The organism is Puniceibacterium antarcticum (assembly GCF_002760615.1).
GTDB lineage: Bacteria > Pseudomonadota > Alphaproteobacteria > Rhodobacterales > Rhodobacteraceae > Puniceibacterium > Puniceibacterium antarcticum.
Window position 1 is genome coordinate 17,183 of the sequence record NZ_AWWI01000048.1, and the last position, 15,640, is coordinate 32,822.

14 protein-coding genes and 3 pseudogenes are annotated in these 15,640 nt (G+C 58.0%); 7 read left to right on the forward strand and 10 right to left on the reverse strand.

The features are described from left to right. Nucleotides 1–104: 104 nt before the first annotated feature. On the reverse strand, nt 105–986 hold the full coding sequence (locus tag P775_RS06180) for an aldo/keto reductase family oxidoreductase (RefSeq protein WP_099910171.1): 882 nt from the start codon (nt 984–986) through the stop codon (nt 105–107). 93 nt (nt 987–1,079) lie between these two features. Here P775_RS06180 and P775_RS06185 point away from each other — a divergent pair, with 93 nt between their 5' ends. Next, a complete protein-coding gene (locus tag P775_RS06185) occupies nt 1,080–1,991 on the forward strand; it encodes a LysR family transcriptional regulator (RefSeq protein ID WP_099910172.1) in 912 nt (303 codons plus the stop codon). Nucleotides 1,992–2,018: 27 nt separating this feature from the next. On the opposite strand, the gene P775_RS06190 is transcribed toward P775_RS06185, so the two are convergent. Beyond that, entirely contained in the window at nt 2,019–2,378 is a 360-nt protein-coding gene (locus tag P775_RS06190; RefSeq protein WP_099910173.1) for a winged helix-turn-helix transcriptional regulator, read from the reverse strand. 80 nt (nt 2,379–2,458) lie between these two features. Between P775_RS06190 and P775_RS06195 the strand changes: the two genes are divergently transcribed. Both P775_RS06195 and P775_RS06200 read left to right on the forward strand, forming a co-directional pair. After that, the gene (locus P775_RS06195) at nt 2,459–2,902 is read left to right on the forward strand and encodes an alcohol dehydrogenase catalytic domain-containing protein (protein ID WP_099910174.1); all 444 of its coding nucleotides are present in this window, start codon (nt 2,459–2,461) and stop codon (nt 2,900–2,902) included. Nucleotides 2,903–2,923: 21 nt separating this feature from the next. Further along, nucleotides 2,924–3,118 carry a hypothetical protein gene (locus P775_RS06200; RefSeq protein WP_099910175.1) on the forward strand — a complete coding sequence of 65 codons (195 nt, stop codon included), beginning with the start codon at nt 2,924–2,926 and terminating at the stop codon, nt 3,116–3,118. Between the two features lie 48 nt (nt 3,119–3,166). On the opposite strand, the pseudogene P775_RS06205 reads toward P775_RS06200, so the two are convergent. From P775_RS06205 to P775_RS06215, 3 genes and pseudogenes are all read right to left on the reverse strand, one after another. Beyond that, a pseudogene (locus P775_RS06205) lies at nt 3,167–3,442 on the reverse strand (transposase); the annotation flags it as partial. Between the two features lie 151 nt (nt 3,443–3,593). Then, complete coding sequence (locus P775_RS06210; protein ID WP_099910176.1) at nt 3,594–3,848, reverse strand: hypothetical protein; 255 nt, start codon at nt 3,846–3,848, stop codon at nt 3,594–3,596. 891 nt (nt 3,849–4,739) lie between these two features. Then, complete coding sequence (locus P775_RS06215; protein ID WP_099910177.1) at nt 4,740–6,356, reverse strand: BCCT family transporter; 1,617 nt, start codon at nt 6,354–6,356, stop codon at nt 4,740–4,742. A gap of 517 nt (nt 6,357–6,873) precedes the next feature. Here P775_RS06215 and P775_RS06220 point away from each other — a divergent pair. Then, nucleotides 6,874–7,837, forward strand: a pseudogene (locus P775_RS06220) (tyrosine-type recombinase/integrase). A gap of 539 nt (nt 7,838–8,376) precedes the next feature. On the opposite strand, the pseudogene tnpA reads toward P775_RS06220, so the two are convergent. The 4 genes and pseudogenes from tnpA to repA all read right to left on the reverse strand — a co-directional run bounded on the left by tnpA (nt 8,377) and on the right by repA (nt 12,560). After that, nucleotides 8,377–8,799: pseudogene (gene tnpA / locus P775_RS06225) on the reverse strand (IS200/IS605 family transposase). Between the two features lie 369 nt (nt 8,800–9,168). Continuing rightward, entirely contained in the window at nt 9,169–10,245 is a 1,077-nt protein-coding gene (repC, locus tag P775_RS06230) for a plasmid replication protein RepC (RefSeq protein ID WP_099910178.1), read from the reverse strand. A 172-nt stretch (nt 10,246–10,417) separates the two neighbouring features. Continuing rightward, a complete protein-coding gene (repB, locus tag P775_RS06235) occupies nt 10,418–11,377 on the reverse strand; it encodes a plasmid partitioning protein RepB (protein ID WP_099910179.1) in 960 nt (319 codons plus the stop codon). Between the two features lies 1 nt (nt 11,378). Beyond that, nucleotides 11,379–12,560 carry a plasmid partitioning protein RepA gene (gene repA / locus P775_RS06240; RefSeq protein WP_099910180.1) on the reverse strand — a complete coding sequence of 394 codons (1,182 nt, stop codon included), beginning with the start codon at nt 12,558–12,560 and terminating at the stop codon, nt 11,379–11,381. A gap of 583 nt (nt 12,561–13,143) precedes the next feature. On the opposite strand from repA, the gene P775_RS06245 reads away from it, so the two are divergent. Together P775_RS06245 and P775_RS06250 are read left to right on the forward strand one after the other, a co-directional pair. Beyond that, the gene (locus tag P775_RS06245; RefSeq protein ID WP_099910181.1) at nt 13,144–13,485 is read left to right on the forward strand and encodes a type II toxin-antitoxin system RelE/ParE family toxin; all 342 of its coding nucleotides are present in this window, start codon (nt 13,144–13,146) and stop codon (nt 13,483–13,485) included. After that, nucleotides 13,482–13,775, forward strand: coding sequence for a helix-turn-helix domain-containing protein (locus tag P775_RS06250; RefSeq protein ID WP_099910182.1), 294 nt, complete (start codon nt 13,482–13,484; stop codon nt 13,773–13,775). Before P775_RS06245 ends, P775_RS06250 begins: the two co-directional genes overlap by 4 nt. Before the next feature lie 333 nt (nt 13,776–14,108). Here the strand turns inward: P775_RS06250 and P775_RS06255 are convergent, their stop codons facing one another. Next, nucleotides 14,109–15,083: a Gfo/Idh/MocA family protein gene (locus P775_RS06255; RefSeq protein WP_099910183.1), complete on the reverse strand. Its 975-nt coding sequence runs from the start codon at nt 15,081–15,083 to the stop codon at nt 14,109–14,111. A gap of 289 nt (nt 15,084–15,372) precedes the next feature. Between P775_RS06255 and P775_RS29750 the strand changes: the two genes are divergently transcribed. After that, nucleotides 15,373–15,534: a hypothetical protein gene (locus tag P775_RS29750; protein ID WP_425439888.1), complete on the forward strand. Its 162-nt coding sequence runs from the start codon at nt 15,373–15,375 to the stop codon at nt 15,532–15,534. The last annotated feature ends 106 nt before the right edge of the window (nt 15,535–15,640 follow it).

Consider the following 15,640-nt stretch of genomic DNA (forward strand, 5'->3'; position numbering starts at 1 on the left):
TCATTAAAGCGCACCCGACCGACAACAGTGCAGACAAAAGTGGACGCTCGATGTCCCATCTGAACGTTCACCTTTGAAATGTGGGTGTCAGTTAACGGCGTCCTTCAGTCTCCCGTGGATCCGATCGCGTTCAGAGTCATGCATGCCTCTTCCGGCAAGTCCAGCGACGCCGAGGCAATGTTTTCTTTCAGGTGGGCGACTGACGACGTGCCGGGGATGAGCAAAATGTTCGGCGCGCGTTGCAAAAGCCAAGCCAGCGCAACCTGCAGAGGGCTGGCGCTGAGGTCTGTCGCCACGCCGGATAGGGCGTCCGATTGCAGCGGAGAGAAGCCGCCGAGCGGGAAAAATGGCACATAGGCGATCCCATCGACTGCCAGTGCGTCGATCATCGCATCGTCGCGGCGGTGGGCAAGGTTGTAGAGGTTCTGGACGCAGACGATATCCGCAATATTGCGCCCTTCGTCGACCTGCGCGGCCGTGACGTTGCTCAGTCCGATATGCCGAACGCGCCCGTCTTGTTGCAGTTTGGCCAGCGCAGAGAGGGGCTCCTTGATCGAGCCCTCGGTCGGTCCCTCTCCGAACATGATCCGTAAATTGACCACGTCGATCGTGTCGCGTCCTAGGTTGGCGAGGTTGTCGTTTACGGCCTGCTCCAGGGCCTCGGCCGACATCGCGGGGTTCCATGATCCGTCAGCGCCGCGCACTGCGCCGATCTTCGTCACGATCGTCAGGTCGTCCGGGTATGGGGCAAGCGCCTCTCTGATGATCTGGTTGGTGACGTGCGGCCCATAAAAATCACTGGTGTCGATGTGATTTATGCCCTGCTTGATCGCTTCCCGCAGAACGGCAACGGCCGCGTCGTGATCCTTCGGCGGGCCGAAGACATGGGGGCCGGCAAGCTGCATGGCCCCATAGCCCATCCGTTTCAAAGTGATGTCGGTTCCGGGCAGGGTGAAGCTGCCGCCAAGTTCAGTGCTCTTTGTCATCCGATTGCTCCTTTTGCTGCCCTGAAACTAGACTCCAACTCATTGTTCGATAAGATCGTTTAAGGCGGACGGCCTGATCGGAAAAGGCGAACAATGGATCAAGTTCGGGATCTGCGGCTCTTCATTGCTGCGGCACATCATGGTGGCTTTCGTGGAGCCGCGCGGGTCACGTCAGTTCCGGCGTCGACGGTCAGTGAAGCTGTGAGGCGACTGGAAGACCAGCTTGGAACGCGGCTCATGAACAGGACGACGCGAAGCGTCGCCCTGACCGTGGCCGGCACGGAATTGATGAACCGGGTCGTCCCAGTGCTTGCCAGCCTCGACAGTGCGTTGGAGACTGTCGCAGGTTTCGGAAAGGGCCTGCGGGGAACACTGCGGCTGAATGTGCCAGGGGCGGTCACCCGCACGATTCTGCCTCCTATCGCGGCGGATTTTCTGCGGACCTACCCGGAAGTCAGTCTCGACATCACGGTCGATGACGGGCTTGTCGACATACTGTCGATGGGGGCAGATGCGGGCATTCGCTATGGAGAGACATTGGCGCAGGATGCGATCTGCGTGCCGATCGGGCCACGCCGACAGCGGGCCGCCACCGCTGCCTCTCCAGGCTATCTGGCCAGGCACGGCACACCCGCCCATCCGCGTGATCTGCTGGCGCATGCCTGCCTTCGCACACGGTTCCCTGGCGGCGCGTTTACCGAGTGGACGTTCGAAAAAGACAGCGAGAGTCTGACGGTCAATCCGACCGGCCCCCTAACGATCAGCACGCAGGCTGCCGAATTTGCCATCGAAACGGCGATCAGCGGGCGCGGAATCGTCGCAACTTTCGAGGACTGGTTGCGTCCCGCCATGGATGACGGTCGCCTGACCCCAGTGCTCGAAGACTGGTGGCCCAGCTTCGAGGGGCCATTCCTTTATTATTCCAGCCGCCGCCACATGCCGCCACCTCTCCGGGCCTTCGTGGATTTCATCAAAGCCCGTCCCCGCGACACGACGATCTTGTAAGTCGCAATAGCCGCCTTTGGCGGACATTTAGAAACGTCCAAGCTCCTTTCGATGGTCCCTTGCCCACTTACATAATTCTTCAAACGGTAAGCGCAGAGAACGACCAAGTGGAGAAATGCCATATTCAACGCCAATCGGAGAGGTGGGAAGCACTGTTCTTGTTATCAGCCCCTCGCGTTCAAGGCGCTTGAGTGCGTCGGCGAGCGACTTGTGGGTGATACCATCAAGTCGCCGTTTCAACTCGTTGAACCGGGCGGGTTGAGGACAGAGAACTGTCAAGATCAGGATCGTCCATTTGTCCGCGATTTTACCCAGCACCGGCTTGATTAAGGCAATGTCGTCAAGAGCAAGCTCTGCACTTACGAGCAGGTAGGTATCGTCTGTCATATCTAGGCTATCCAGTGTGCGTCCTTGCGTATAGATATACAGCGTATATCTGTGGGTCCAACGCTAAAAGGACCTCTCCCATGACGAATTCCACAATGAAGGCGCTGGCAGCATTGAATTATGGTCGCGCTGAAAATCTGATGATGATCGACCTTCCTTTCCCAAAGGCAGGTAACGGCCAGATTCAGGACCGCATCCGGGCTGCAACGATCAATCCAACCGATCTGCGGGTTATCACTGGCGGCTACAAGGACACGTTTGAGGTGAACTTCCCTTATGTAATAGGCAATGATTTTGCGGGTACCGTCATGGTAGTAGGTGAGGGCGTAACGCAATATCAGGTTGGAGATGAAGTTTTTGGGCAAGCACTTCCGCGAGACCTGCGTGCTGCAACCTCACCGAACAAACCGTCTGTCAGCACTGGTGCTATGGCCGAATATGCGGTCTTGGAATCTGATACCCTCCTGATCGCACATCGACCTGCATCCGTTCCACCGGAGACGGCAGCGGCTCTTGCATTTTAGGGAATGACTGCCCGCGCATTAATGAAAGTTGCAAAAATGAAGGTGGGAGAGACGGCCTTGGTCATCGGCGCAACTGGTGGTTCAGGGGCGTCTCTTGTCTCGCTACTCGCCCAGCAAGGCATCCGCGTGACCGCAACCGCCAGCTCGCCCGAGAAGGCCGGCCTGATGCGGCGTCTCGGTGCTGAAAGCACTTTCGGCCATGATCCGGCGAGCTAAGTCGCGTCCATTGCCGGGCAGTTGATTGCGCAGCACTCAATGAGAGGGGATTATGATTGTCTTGGGATCAGTGCTCTCGGCGGCCAGCCCCACCATGATCCGGGCGAAAACCCCGTTATCGCTCCAGCGCTTCCAGCGGTTGTAGAGGGTCTTCGCTGGCCCATATTCCCTCGGTGCGTCGCACCACCGCAAACCATTGCGATTGATGAAGATAATGCCGCTCAGAACACGCAGAGCATCCACGCGTGGGCGGCCATGGCTCTTGGGAAAGAAGGGGCGAAGGCGCGCCATCTGCGCTTCGGTCAGCCAGAACAAGTTGCTCATCGATCAGGTCTCCTTTGCGGATCCTGAGTCACGCCGAAAGCGTGAAATCAATGGGTCTGGAGCCTAGCATCGACACTGTCGAAAGGCGAAGTTTAGAGCCAACACTACGTCAGCCACGGTGACTTTAGATATCGCCGGTGGCTCCCAAGCTTTAAGCTCTGTCGTCGTCGGTGTCGTTCCTGATTTCTCGTTCATTGTGGTCGCTGGGGTCGAACTCAATTGGGTCGTACCCGTCCTCATGCTGGGCGATTCCGGTTACATGGGTCGTCCCGGTCTCTTCGTCGTAGACAAGCCCGTAGTTCGCGCGACCTTGTGACTTGTAGCGCTGGTATTCGTGGATGCCCGCATAGATGAATACCAGCGTAAAGGGCACAAAGATCACGATGGCTATCAGTTGGGCTTCCATTAAAACGCCCCTTTTCTGGATAATTGTTGGCGCGTGGTAGGCCGTGGCCAGCACGTGCATCGCGCAGTTGGGACCATCAATCTAGCCGATGGTGCTAGGCTTCGGGCTATCCTGTTTGGCGAGATGCCCCAAGTGATGTGCAGCTTGACGCAAATGTCGCTGGTGCCAGCGCGCTGAACAAGCGCTTTGTGTCGTGAGGCTCGTCTCTGGTCGGGGACGTAGAGAATGCCCTGAACTCTCCTCAACTAGGCGAAGCAGCCGGTCTTGCAACCCGCAGCATTGGTTAAATGGGGCTATGAGCCACCTTGCGGCCGCGCTGCAGGATGTCCTCAGCCCAAAACCGCCTCGGTGATCGTCGCAACGGCCGGCAGCCAGCCCATCTCGGCCATTCTCTATGCCGCTTGGCTCGACCGAGGACCTTCGGCACGAAGCGTGGAAAGTGTGCCACGGACAAAGCTACTCCGCAGCATTGGCTTTTTTGGCTGTTCGGGTGGGCCGCCTGTAGTCCTGCGAATTTTGTGATCCTATTCGCCTGCCTGACGATTGGGGGTTATCAATCGTCAGGCAGGAGGTTCCCATGACAGGGGAGAAGATGAGCCCATCTGTGCCAGAGAACGATCGAGAACATGCGCGTTCGAGGGACTGGCGACAATGCGCAAAAACCCCACATCCGGGTAATCAAGGATTTTGCCGATCTCGGCAGATGGGGACCAGCCTATTCTGCTTCATCACCTGCCGTAGCCAGTGTCGCCCGTGTTCGTGGCCTTCTTGTCGCATGTGTCGGACCATTTTCTGTGTCCCGTAATCCTGCGTTTCAAGGAATTTCTTATCGATGATATCCATGAAACGCAGGGTTTCGGCACTTTCGCCCTCAGGCTGACAGATCTGACCTCATTCGCCAAAGCTCTCGACCGTGGGTCGTTTACCGACAGTGACATGGTCTATCTCTTCCTGTCTCAGGCCCAAGATAATCGACGGGATCATCAGGAATATCAGAATGAAGATCGGAAGCCCGATCACGGTGATGACCTCCTGAAGTGCGGTGATGCCGGTATCCCCCGCCAGCACGATGAGCATGGCCGCAACCAGGCCTTCAGACGCGCCCCAGAATACGCGCTGCTGCACGGGCCCCGGCTCTGCTTCGCCGGTGCAAAGCATATCGATCACAAGGGAAGCTGAGTCTGATGAGGTGGCAAAGAAGATCGCCACAATCAACACGCCAAAGCCTTGGACGAAATGCACGAAGGGGAAGTTCTCGAAAAAGGCGAACATGGCAAGAGGGACCGAGTCGCTTACGGCCGCACTCAGCTGTCCTGCGGTATCGCCCATTGCAGCGCGCGCCGCCTCTCCGATGCCGTCGATCTCCATTGCCTGCCAGCCAAAGATCGAAAACCAGATCAGGGTAAACAGGGAGGGCGCCAGCAGCACGCCCATGACAAATTCCCGGATGGTGCGGCCCTTGGAAATGCGCGCCACAAACAGCCCGATAAAGGGTGACCACGTCACGGTCCAGGCCCAGTAGAACACGGTCCAGGACCCTTGCCAGCCCCAGCCGTCACCCTCTGGGTCAAGGTTGGCGAGCATGTCGTTCCAGAATGCCAGCCGCGGCAGGTTCGACACATAAAGACCGAACGTCTCGACAATGCCACGCAACAGAAACAGGCTGGACCCGGTGATCAGGACAAAGAGCATCAGCGCAACGGCCATACCTATATTGAGGTTCGACAGCAGCTTCACGCCCTTGTCGAGTCCTGCAACGATGGACATCACGGCCACACATGTAAGCGCGGCAAGGATCAAGACCTTCATCGTCACCCCATCCTCCCAGCCGAACAGGGCAGAGAGGCCAGCAGCGATCTGCGCAGATCCAAGGCCAAGTGAGACCGCGACACCGAACAGTGTGCCCAGAACGGCAAAAATATCGATGACCTTGCCGACCGGACCGTAGATTCCATCCTTTAGCAACGGATAGAACACAGAGCTGACGCGGATCGGTAGACGGTAGCGATAGATGAAATAGGCGAAAGCCAGCCCCGGCAGCGTGAAGATCGTCCAAGTGTGCAGGCCAAGATGATAAATAGAAATGGAAATCGCATCCTGCGCCGCCTCGCGGCTGTAGGCCTCAACCCCCGGCAAAGGTGGTTCGGAGAAATGCGATATCGGTTCAGCAACACCCCAAAACATCAGGACCGTGCCGATCCCGCCGGCAAACAGCATCGCGAACCATGACAGGTTGCCGTATTCGGGCAGAGAGTCGCGTCCCCCCAGCCGGATGTTGCCGAAACGCGACGCGGCCAGCCAGATCAGGAAGCCCAGCCAGATATTGACGCCGATGATAAAGAACCAGCCCAGGTTTCGCACAACCCATGAGCGCCCGGCGGTGAACAAGTCACCGATCTGGCTGGGCATCAGGACCAGCGCGACGACAAAGAACACCATGATTGCGGCGGATACGAAAAAGATTGTGGGATCGGTGCGCAGTCCGAGCCGGTGCGCAAGCTTGTCCATAGTAAAGGCCCTCCTGTTTTGGCGGAGCCATGCACGCGTCTGCGCTGATTTATTGGCTGATTGTCCCCGCATAGAGCGGATCAACCCGTGAATGAATTGGTAGGTTCCATGACCCTCCCCCAGCAGGACATTGGCTTGGAAGGCGCGTGTAGCCGCTCTATTTAGTTCCTTGCAGTCTCAAGGCGTTGTGGCGAAAAATTTTGGGGAAAGCACGCGTCCTCGATCAGGCCGGTATAAAACGCAAGTTCATGCAAAAGTTTGCAACACTACCTTGCATGCTTCAGTCCGGCCTTTTTAGGCAGATTAGGCGCAAAAAACCGCCGTAACTTATGAAGTCTAATAATGTCCAATAGGTTTACATTATCGGACATTATCGGCGCAGCGTCCCGGCATGTCGGGACATGCACAAAGAACACGCTCAAACACATAGGACGGGCCTTCCGGTGATGCAGACACCGGGAGAGACCCATCTTAAGACGCGCCCCTGAACCTGCAGTCCTTTGTGGCAAACACTGACATGCGCGACAAGTTGGTTGACACCGCCCGGGCTGTGCGTGGGCCGCTACCTCGGACCAAACGGTCATGGCCTATGCCAAGGACTGGGCGCTTCACCCGCTGGTGCTGGATGAAGGGCACAGACCCCTGCCCCCGTCATCCGAAATGATCGGCCTCTATATCGCCGATTTTGCGGCGCTCACGGGCAATACCCTGCCCTGCGGGTGTTGAGGATCAAGCGCCGCCTGTCCGGTCTCACCAGGAATTTCACGCCGCACTGGCTGCCGCTGGATAGCTAAAACCGCCACATCGCGACCATTCTGGCCGGGGTCAAGCGCCGCCATGCCAGCCCGCCGGTGCAGAAAGAGGCGATCCTGCGCGACGACATCCTCGCCATAGTCGCCACACTGCCCTTTGATCTGCGCGGGTTGCGCGACAGAGCGATCCTGTTGCTGGGCTATGCCGGGGCTTGCCCCGATCAGAAATCGTATGCCTGGATGTGCACAAGAACGACACGCCGGACTCTGGCGGCTGGATCGAGATCCTGGAGGGCGGCACCCTGCTGACCCTGAACGCCAAGACCGGCGAGCGCGAGGTCGAGATTGGCCGCGGACCATCCGACGAAACCTGCCCGGTTCACGCCCTGCAGCAGTGGCTGCAGTTTGCCAGAATCGACTTTGGCCCGTCTTTTTTGCGCAGCTCGCGCGATGGCAAACCTGCGCTGGTGGTCAGGTTAAGCGACAAACACGTGGCGCGGCTGCTCAAGAGTTGCGTGCTGGACGCAGGTATTCGGGGCGGACTGACCGAGAAAGAACTCCTGGCCCTCTTCTCCAGTCAGAGTCTGCGCGGGGCTGGCGAGCAGTGCAGATGTGGACGAACGATATGTCCAGAAGCAGCTTGGCCATGCCAGCGCCGAGATGACCCGCCGCTACCAGCGCCGCCGCGACCTTTTCCGCGTCAGCCTGACCATCGCCGCAGGTCTGTAGATGCGGGCAACCGGCTTGATTTACTGCCCGGAATGGTTTTGCCTACACTTCAAACTGGGCTCAGACCTCTGCCCCATGCGCCGGCGCTGACATGTGTTGGCGAGCCAGAGAGTGAACCTGATCCCCCGACAGCGTGGCGATGCTGGTGTCATCCGTGACGCCTTTGGTCGCCTGTCCACCAATCGTATGTTTGCCGCGAGTCAGGGCAGCGAGACATTCCTATAGCTCGGCCCGGCCCTTCAACTTGCAGACCTGACCTACCCGAGACCGTTCAGTAATCTGCTCAAGGTGATGGAACTGCGACCGGTGGCGCTATAGCGCATCGACTATACGGCCGTCTAACGGCGCAGTGACGGGGATCATGAGAGAAGCGAGGGCCTGCACACCGACATGACCCGCGCTGTGTGCTGTCGTGTTGACCCAGCGCGTGTGCCTGCATTTCGCGTCCCTATCGCCGATCAGACGCACCGCTTCATCAAATCCTCTTTTGGCATTCGGTGTTAACGACGCAGCGTGCGCAACAAGTGGTAGGCGAAAGGCTACCTTCTGATGCCAGCGGCATCATTTGGCGGAATGTAATTCCAGGTGCTGCAGGATGCTGTTGTCGGTAGCACATTGTCTGAGGTGACGAAAAAATACCCACGCGCCTAAAAGCGTATCCTAAAATGGCCCTTACGCAGTTCGAGGAACTCCATCTGGATACGTCGGGACGACCGCCTCTTGATCCTCTGCATGACATTGGACAGCGAGAGCTTCAGCTGGATCGACAGCAATATGTGGGCATGGTCCCGCGCAAGCAAACCGCGCACGATGTGGTCGCCCATTTCATAGAAGTTCTGCCGAATGATCTCGCGGATCCGTTCCCGCATCGGTCCCTGCAGCACCTTGTAGCGGTATATTGTGACCCATACGACGTTGAACCTGTGGTAAAATCGCGTGTGCGCGGAGAGTGAATACCGCATGATCTTCTGTCCTGGATTTTGAAGCTGGCGTTGGCGGTATTGCTTCAAAATCCAGGACAGAAGGTCGGTATCAGATACGCTTTAGCGGACAGGTTAAAAGTCGGTGCTTTATCTCCAATTGGTGGAGAATGATCATCACACTATTCTTGAGCTGATCCGTAAAGTGCTTCGAAAGCCGCGGGATTCCGTGTCCGTCAGGCCTTTCAGGATATTTAGGCAGCTGAACCTTTAAGCAGATATGTCGGTAGCGCGCCATTACATTTAGGGCGTGCACTTTTGACGAGGTTCTGTAGCAGGGTGGACAGCTCATATCCGCTTAGAAAATCGACATTTCAAAGCGAAGTTAGCATGTCATGACAGGCCTAGCCCCTATCGGCGCCAGAAATTGTCAGCTGACAATTTGCGTCCTTTCTGCTGCCCGAACATGGCATTAAGGTTGAGACAACCCTCATCGAACCTTTGGATCAGCCCCTGAAAATAAGCTGCTGGTTTACGAATATCCGGCATGCGTTCCAGCATTGCCAGTATGACCGCGGCCGTTGCCTTGATGCCAAGCTTCGCTTGGGCCCTCATGTATAGCGGCCGAGTGATCCCAAGCATGCCATGCAATTGATCAGACACGCTACAAACTCCGTGCCAGCTTTGCGTCGCTTCGGGGAAATAACTTTTGTATTCATGGCAATGTCTCAGGACGTTTTCCAAAGGGATCTCTGTCTCTTCCTGAGCAAGTTCTAAAGGCATAGCTTTATTTACAGATTTATTCTTATTCGTACTCTGTATGTGCCGCTCATTTTGGGCGTCTCTGCCGCTCATCTTGGCGGTATCACAGGGGCGGGGAGGCGGAGCGGACAGCAATGGTTCGACATGTTCGATAAGATTGCGCAGGGTGGTTTCCACTGCCTTGCGTCGCAGTGTCAGGCGGATTTGTTCCATCAGGGGATGATCCGGGGAAAGACGCTCGTCTTCGAGCAGACGGGCGCGCAGCAGAGCCAGCCTGTCGCGCAGGGCGGTAAGGTGGGCGGCTCTTTCGCGGGCGCTGTCAGCGGCCTGACGCAGGCTTTGTGCGGTGCGTGCTAGCGGGCTTAGGTCAAAGCCGTAGGGGATCCCATACCTGCGTGCAAAGCGCTTGCGGTTGGGGCCGTCTTGACGGCTGACAATCCCCTGTGTCACCAGCGTTGCCAGATGACGGCGCAAGGTGCTTTCCGGCATCCCGTTCAGGCGCAGGGACAGGCTGCGGTTTGAGGGGAACACCACGGCAGCCCCGGCATCTTCGGGGAGTATGCGGTCGGGGAAAAAGCTGAGCAAGGCCTTGAGTACAGACAATGTGCGGTGGTTCAGGCCAATGTCGGGCGCGGCTTCTGTCAGGGTCGCCAAAAGCGCCCATTTGTCTGCTGACGTGCAAACCTCTGCCGACTGCCCAAACCCGGTTTGGGACATTTTTTTCATCTACAAGTTCACGAAAGACAATAAAAAACCGTCTGCCGAATAGGCAGTGTTGACAGGGTAGGGGAAGGGCGGCTATCTCAAGAGTGCGAGAAATGAGAGAGCCTTCCGGGACTAGTCCTGGGGGCTTTTTTATTTGTCTTCTGTCGTGCCTCCTTTTGCTGCTCGGTTGCCTTTAGTCTTCCGACCTGTTTTTTTGCCAACGGTCGTGAAGGTCGTGCAGCAGCGCCTCTGCGTGGGTTTCCAGCCAGGCATCAAAGCCATCGGCGCTGCGTGTGGGAATGGTCAGGGTCAGAGCCCGCGCTGTGCGTTTTATGTCGGCCAGCGGTCTGCCATCGGGGCTTAGGATCGTCCGGGCGGTCTGCGCGGGGACGGGGGCTGCCTTTGCTCCGGGGGTTTTACCAGTGGCCCAGGCCAGCACCTGTTCAAAGCGCGCGTCCGAGGTTTCGATGAAATTCATCACCGTCATCATTTCGGCGACATAGGCGCGCGTGTCCGGGTTTTCCATCGCGTCGGCCAGCGTGATCCAGCGCTCGCGACCGATCCCCGGCGCCGAGCCGATCTGGCGCAGAAAGTCGATCTCGAACGCTTTCCCGACCTTCAGCATCCGGCTGATCATCGGCAGATCCATCGAAAGAGCTGCCCCGATTGTCTGGCGGTCGTAGCCGAGGGAATCGAGCTGGGCTGCAAAACTGGCCTTTTCAATGAAGGACAGATCCTGCCGGGCAGTGTTTTCCTGACCCTGAGCTAGCACCAGAGCGTGATCGTCGAGGTGGCGCACCATGGCCTTCACCGGAAGGCCAAGATCGCGCAGCGCCAGCACCCGTCGGCGTCCGTAGACGATGTGATAGCGGCCAGGCTTTTCCGCGTTGGGACGCACCAGAACAGGTACCTGCTGGCCATAGGTCCGCAGGCTTTCGAGCAGGTGTGCATCGGCGGTTTCATCCACTCCCAGACGGTCCACCACCCCGGCGGAGTCAATCAGCATGGGGTCAATGTCCTGCACCGCGTTTTCCTGCAGGCGCGAGAGTGAACTTTGCAGCGCGCCTACCGCCCCGCGTGGGGCGGCGGGGGGGGCGTGCCTGCGCGGGGCTGCAGGTTCTGTGGAAGGTGTCAGAATTCCGCGACGAGCCATTTCAGCGCCCCCAGGCCTGTTGTATCAGCATTTCGATTTCATCATTCACAGCATTCAGGGAGTCCACTGCACGGTCGTAGGTGTTGCGGTGAAACGCATTGCGTTCGACCTCGTAGACGGTCTGTTGCGTCAGCCCTGCGTCGGAAATCGCTGTGGATTTGAGCATGGGCGCCACCATGACCTCTGCTCCGAAAAGCTGCCTCAGGAAGGCGACGACCTGCTGCTGTGGTCCGTCCGACGGTTCATAGCGGTTGATCAGGAAGCGCAGGAAGTCCAGTTCGAGCTGCGCTCCGGCGTTCGAGACCACATCGAGCAGATCCGCGCTCATCTGCAGAAACTGCGACATTGAGGCGACGTCGAGCATGTTCGGGACAATAGTGATCAGCACCCCGGTCGACGCACAGAGCGCTGCCATGGTGAGATAGCCAAGCTGCGGCGGGCAGTCGAAGATGATTACATCATAATCGGCCTCAACCTCTTGCAGGGCGGCGGCCATGCGGGCGTAAAAGGGCGGCTGGACGTTGTGCCGCAGCGCTTGGGGCGTCTCGTGCTCGAATTCCTGTAGGTACAATCCGCCGGGGGCCAGATCCAATCCGGTGAAATAGGTCTTCTGGATGATTTGCGAAAAGGGCAGGGGGTCCTGATAGCGGATCGCATCATAGATCGAGCCGGAATGCAGAAAGTCGAATTCAGGTTGGTATCCGAACAGCGTGGTCATCGAGGCTTGCGGGTCAATATCGACTGCCAGCACGCGATAGCCCTTGAGCGCCAGACGTTGTGCGGCATGGATCGCCGATGTCGTCTTGCCCGAGCCTCCCTTGAAGTTGAGAAAGGACAACACCTGCACCTTGTCGCCCGGCCGACGCCCTGACAGATAACTGCCCTGGGTCTTGGCGGTGCCTTCCAAAACTGTGCGGATGGCGTTCATATCCGCCACGGAATAGTGTCTGCGCCCGCCGGGGCTGGTGTGGACATCAGCCACGCGGTCCTCGAAATGCAGCTTGCGCAGAAAGCTGGGGGAGATGCCCAGAAGCTGCGCGGCCTCTCCCGCGCTGAACAGGCGCAGCTGCTTGCGTGCATCAGGCGCAAAGCTCTTCAGCATATGCTGCTCGAGCGCCGAGGCAAGGCTTTGCGCATTCTCACGAATGCGCGTATTTATCTGGAGAGGGTCTGGCCCTGTCATATTATTCCTCGCCTCGCTCAGGAACGCTGTTTTCCGCCAGCGCTTTATTTTCCGTTCCTTAAACCAAGGGATAGGGCGTTTGGCAACTGTTTCCTGATTTCTGACGGAAATTGAGATGGGATTCTGCTTTCCGTGTCTTCATGTGACACGTTCAGTATTCCATGTAACACATTGAAAAATATATTTTTAAAAGAAATTTCGGCTTCTGGTGACATTCCGAGGGATGTGCCGGTTTTAGCGGGCTCATCCCCGTATGGCGCGGGAATCGCGCAATCGGCCGGTTACAACAGATTCTTTCGGCAAGAGAGGGGGGTAGCGAAGCCAACCTTTGTGTCCGGGCCAAGAGCGGCGACCAGCATGTCATACAATGCGGCCATCTGTTCACGCGACGCGACAATCCGGCGAAACTCTGGCCAAGATCAATCTGTCGGGTGACGCCGACGGCGGCCATGCTGGCACGGGCAGTTGCTGCGAGGACTGAGCGTTCGGATTGCTTTTCGCGTCAGATGTCGTCTTGCCCTTCGCACGCGCAGCCTATACGTCATTGACATATAAGCCGATGAAGCATACATGGTGACCAACAATGACGCGATTGCAAACAGTGGTCGAACTGCCAGAGTTCCAGAGGCGTGCCAAAGCAATCATGTCTGATCAGGAGCGCGAGGCTGCCATCACTTATGTTGCCGCCAATCCCGAGGCTGGCATCTCTCTTGGTGGGGGGCTTCGCAAGGTCCGCATCCCAAGAGACGGGGGCGGAAAGAGCGGCGGCTTCAGGACGATATATGTGTTTGGCGGAACCCACATGCCGATTTTTCTGATCACGGTCTTCGCGAAGAACGAAAATGCCAACTTGTCGAAGACCGAACAGGCGGCGGCGGTGGAGATGAGCAAAGCGCTTGTCGCAAAGTATGGAGACGCAACGTGAGTGCATTTGAATCGGTGTCCAAGGGTCTGGAAGATGCGCTGGCATTCGCGAATGGCGATTTGTCCGGTGCCAAGGTACATGAAGTGGCGGTGGCCGACGTTGATGTGGCTGAAGTTCGCCAAAGGACCGGCCTTTCGCAGGCGGAGTTCGCCAAGAGCATCGGAGTGGCAAAGGGCACGCTGCTGAACTGGGAACATGGGCGCAGACACCCGACGGGCCCCGCTCAGGTTCTGCTGGCTCTGATCGCCAAAAGACCGTCTGTCGTTCAGGATTTGCTGCGGGGCGCGTGAACCGGGACAATAACCGGCTTTGTCATCTCGTTATGTCGCGATGAGACCAAGGCCCGCGTCATGTCGAGTAGCCTTTTCAGCCCATTTTCGAACGCACGGCCTGCAAACCGTCTCGGAGAGGGCGTGTTCAGAGTTGGTCTTGATCCGTGCAATACGGCGCCGCCAATACCAAGCTGACGCCTTCAGCCTCTGGGTCGGTTACATTGCGGAGATGTGGGCGTAATCTAACGATTGCCGCCTGCCTCCACCACGCAACCAACACTTTGGCGATGCCGACACCTCCCTGGCGGCAAGCGGGGGCTCTGACCGGCAATTTTTGGGTCAGCTACAAGCTCAGACCGCGCTGTGGTTCTTTCCTGCCAGCATGGCTTCGATCAGCTTCTGCACGCGCAGTGCTTCTTCGGGGGTTGCAAGGCGGTGAGGGGCCCCGGCAATGCACAGCAGCAAATCATCGAGCTGCGCCCCGAGGCTGACGGCGCGCGGATCAGCAGGACGTTCGGCGATTTCGGTAAAGGGGCCGCCATCCGAGACAGCATCAATGTAAAAGTCTGTGATGCGCCGACTGGTCAGGGTTCCCTTGATCGTCAGTTCCTGCCGGTCCGGCTGAGCGCCACCGACGCTGGCCATCACCGTCACGGGAAGGCCCTCTGCCGTCTCAAGCCGTGCGAGCATTTGGGTTTCGCAAAGCTGCGGGTCCGCCGGATAGGAGGGAGAGGCCGAGACGACGGAGAGAGGGCCAAGGATCCGTTCGGAAAAAAACAGGAAATGCGACAGAACTTCTCGGCTCATGCCGCCTTCTGTGCGCAAACGCAGCCAGTCCGCCGCTTTCTGCCAGGCGCGGGGCCAGGCCGCATAGCTCAGAACAATGTCCACCCCGACAAGGCTGCCCAATGCGCCTGCACGTGCAGAGTCGGACACACCCTGCAGCGCGTCACCGGCAGCTTGTGTAAAGTTGACCGCAGCGGGAACGCCATAGGCCTTTAGCCGAGATACGAGGTCTTCGCTTTCCGTGATGTCCACCCCAAGCGGTTTTTCGAGAAACACCGCCTTGCCCTGCGCGGCAGCCGTCAGCGCAAAGGCCTTGCGCGGCACGGGAGGGCAGGCGAGATAGACAAGATCCGCCGCAGCAATCGCCTCTTCGGCCGAGGCCATGACTTTGGCATCTGGCGCTAGGGCCCAGGCCATCTTGCAGGCTTCTGCATCCGGGTCCCACAGTGCCACAGGCGTGTATGCGGCATGCGTTTGCATCTGCTCCAGCATTCTGCGCCCCATGATCCCAAGGCCGATGATCGCGACTGAGATTGTCATATGGTTTCCCCTGCTTCCATTCGCCCGGGTTCCGGACAAAGCCTGCGTGCGGCCTCATCTGTGTGCCGTCGCTCTGTCCGGCGGTCTAAATGTCCCAGCCTATATGGGCAAGCCGTCCCGCCCGGTAAGCCGACCCCGTCGTATCGCGCAGGATCCGAGCATGGGTCGAGAAATTCGGGGCACAGGTCGCAAAACAAGTGATAGGGGCTCGCCAGAAACCCTCGGATGAATGGCACCTGGATGAAGTCTGATCTTGATCCGCGGGGTAAAGCACTGGCTGTGGCGCGCAGTGGACAGTAACGGCGAAGTTCTCGACATTCCGCTTCAATCGAGGCGGAATGAGCGGGCGGCAAAGCGCTTCATTGCCGGACTGGTCGCCCGCTGCGGCAAACCGCGAGTCATCATTGCGCAGTTACGGTGCAGCCCTGCGCAAGGTCGCGCTGGATGTTGATCACCGAGCGTACAAAGGCTTTATTAACCGGATCGAAGGATCGCACAGGCCAACGCGGAAACGCGAAAAAATCCAAGATCGTTTCAAATCTGCCCGAAAGGCGAAG

Coding starts and splice junctions, on each gene's coding strand:
- P775_RS06180 (WP_099910171.1), bottom strand. CDS start 986: ATGACAAAGAGCACTGAACTTGGCGGCAGCTTCACCCTGCCCGGAACC.
- P775_RS06215 (WP_099910177.1), bottom strand. CDS start 6,356: ATGGACAAGCTTGCGCACCGGCTCGGACTGCGCACCGATCCCACAATC.
- P775_RS06245 (WP_099910181.1), top strand. CDS start 13,144: ATGACGCGATTGCAAACAGTGGTCGAACTGCCAGAGTTCCAGAGGCGT.
- P775_RS06195 (WP_099910174.1), top strand. CDS start 2,459: ATGACGAATTCCACAATGAAGGCGCTGGCAGCATTGAATTATGGTCGC.
- repA (WP_099910180.1), bottom strand. CDS start 12,560: ATGACAGGGCCAGACCCTCTCCAGATAAATACGCGCATTCGTGAGAAT.
- repB (WP_099910179.1), bottom strand. CDS start 11,377: ATGGCTCGTCGCGGAATTCTGACACCTTCCACAGAACCTGCAGCCCCG.
- repC (WP_099910178.1), bottom strand. CDS start 10,245: ATGAAAAAAATGTCCCAAACCGGGTTTGGGCAGTCGGCAGAGGTTTGC.
- P775_RS06185 (WP_099910172.1), top strand. CDS start 1,080: ATGGATCAAGTTCGGGATCTGCGGCTCTTCATTGCTGCGGCACATCAT.
- P775_RS06190 (WP_099910173.1), bottom strand. CDS start 2,378: ATGACAGACGATACCTACCTGCTCGTAAGTGCAGAGCTTGCTCTTGAC.
- P775_RS06255 (WP_099910183.1), bottom strand. CDS start 15,083: ATGACAATCTCAGTCGCGATCATCGGCCTTGGGATCATGGGGCGCAGA.
- P775_RS06200 (WP_099910175.1), top strand. CDS start 2,924: ATGAAAGTTGCAAAAATGAAGGTGGGAGAGACGGCCTTGGTCATCGGC.
- P775_RS06210 (WP_099910176.1), bottom strand. CDS start 3,848: ATGGAAGCCCAACTGATAGCCATCGTGATCTTTGTGCCCTTTACGCTG.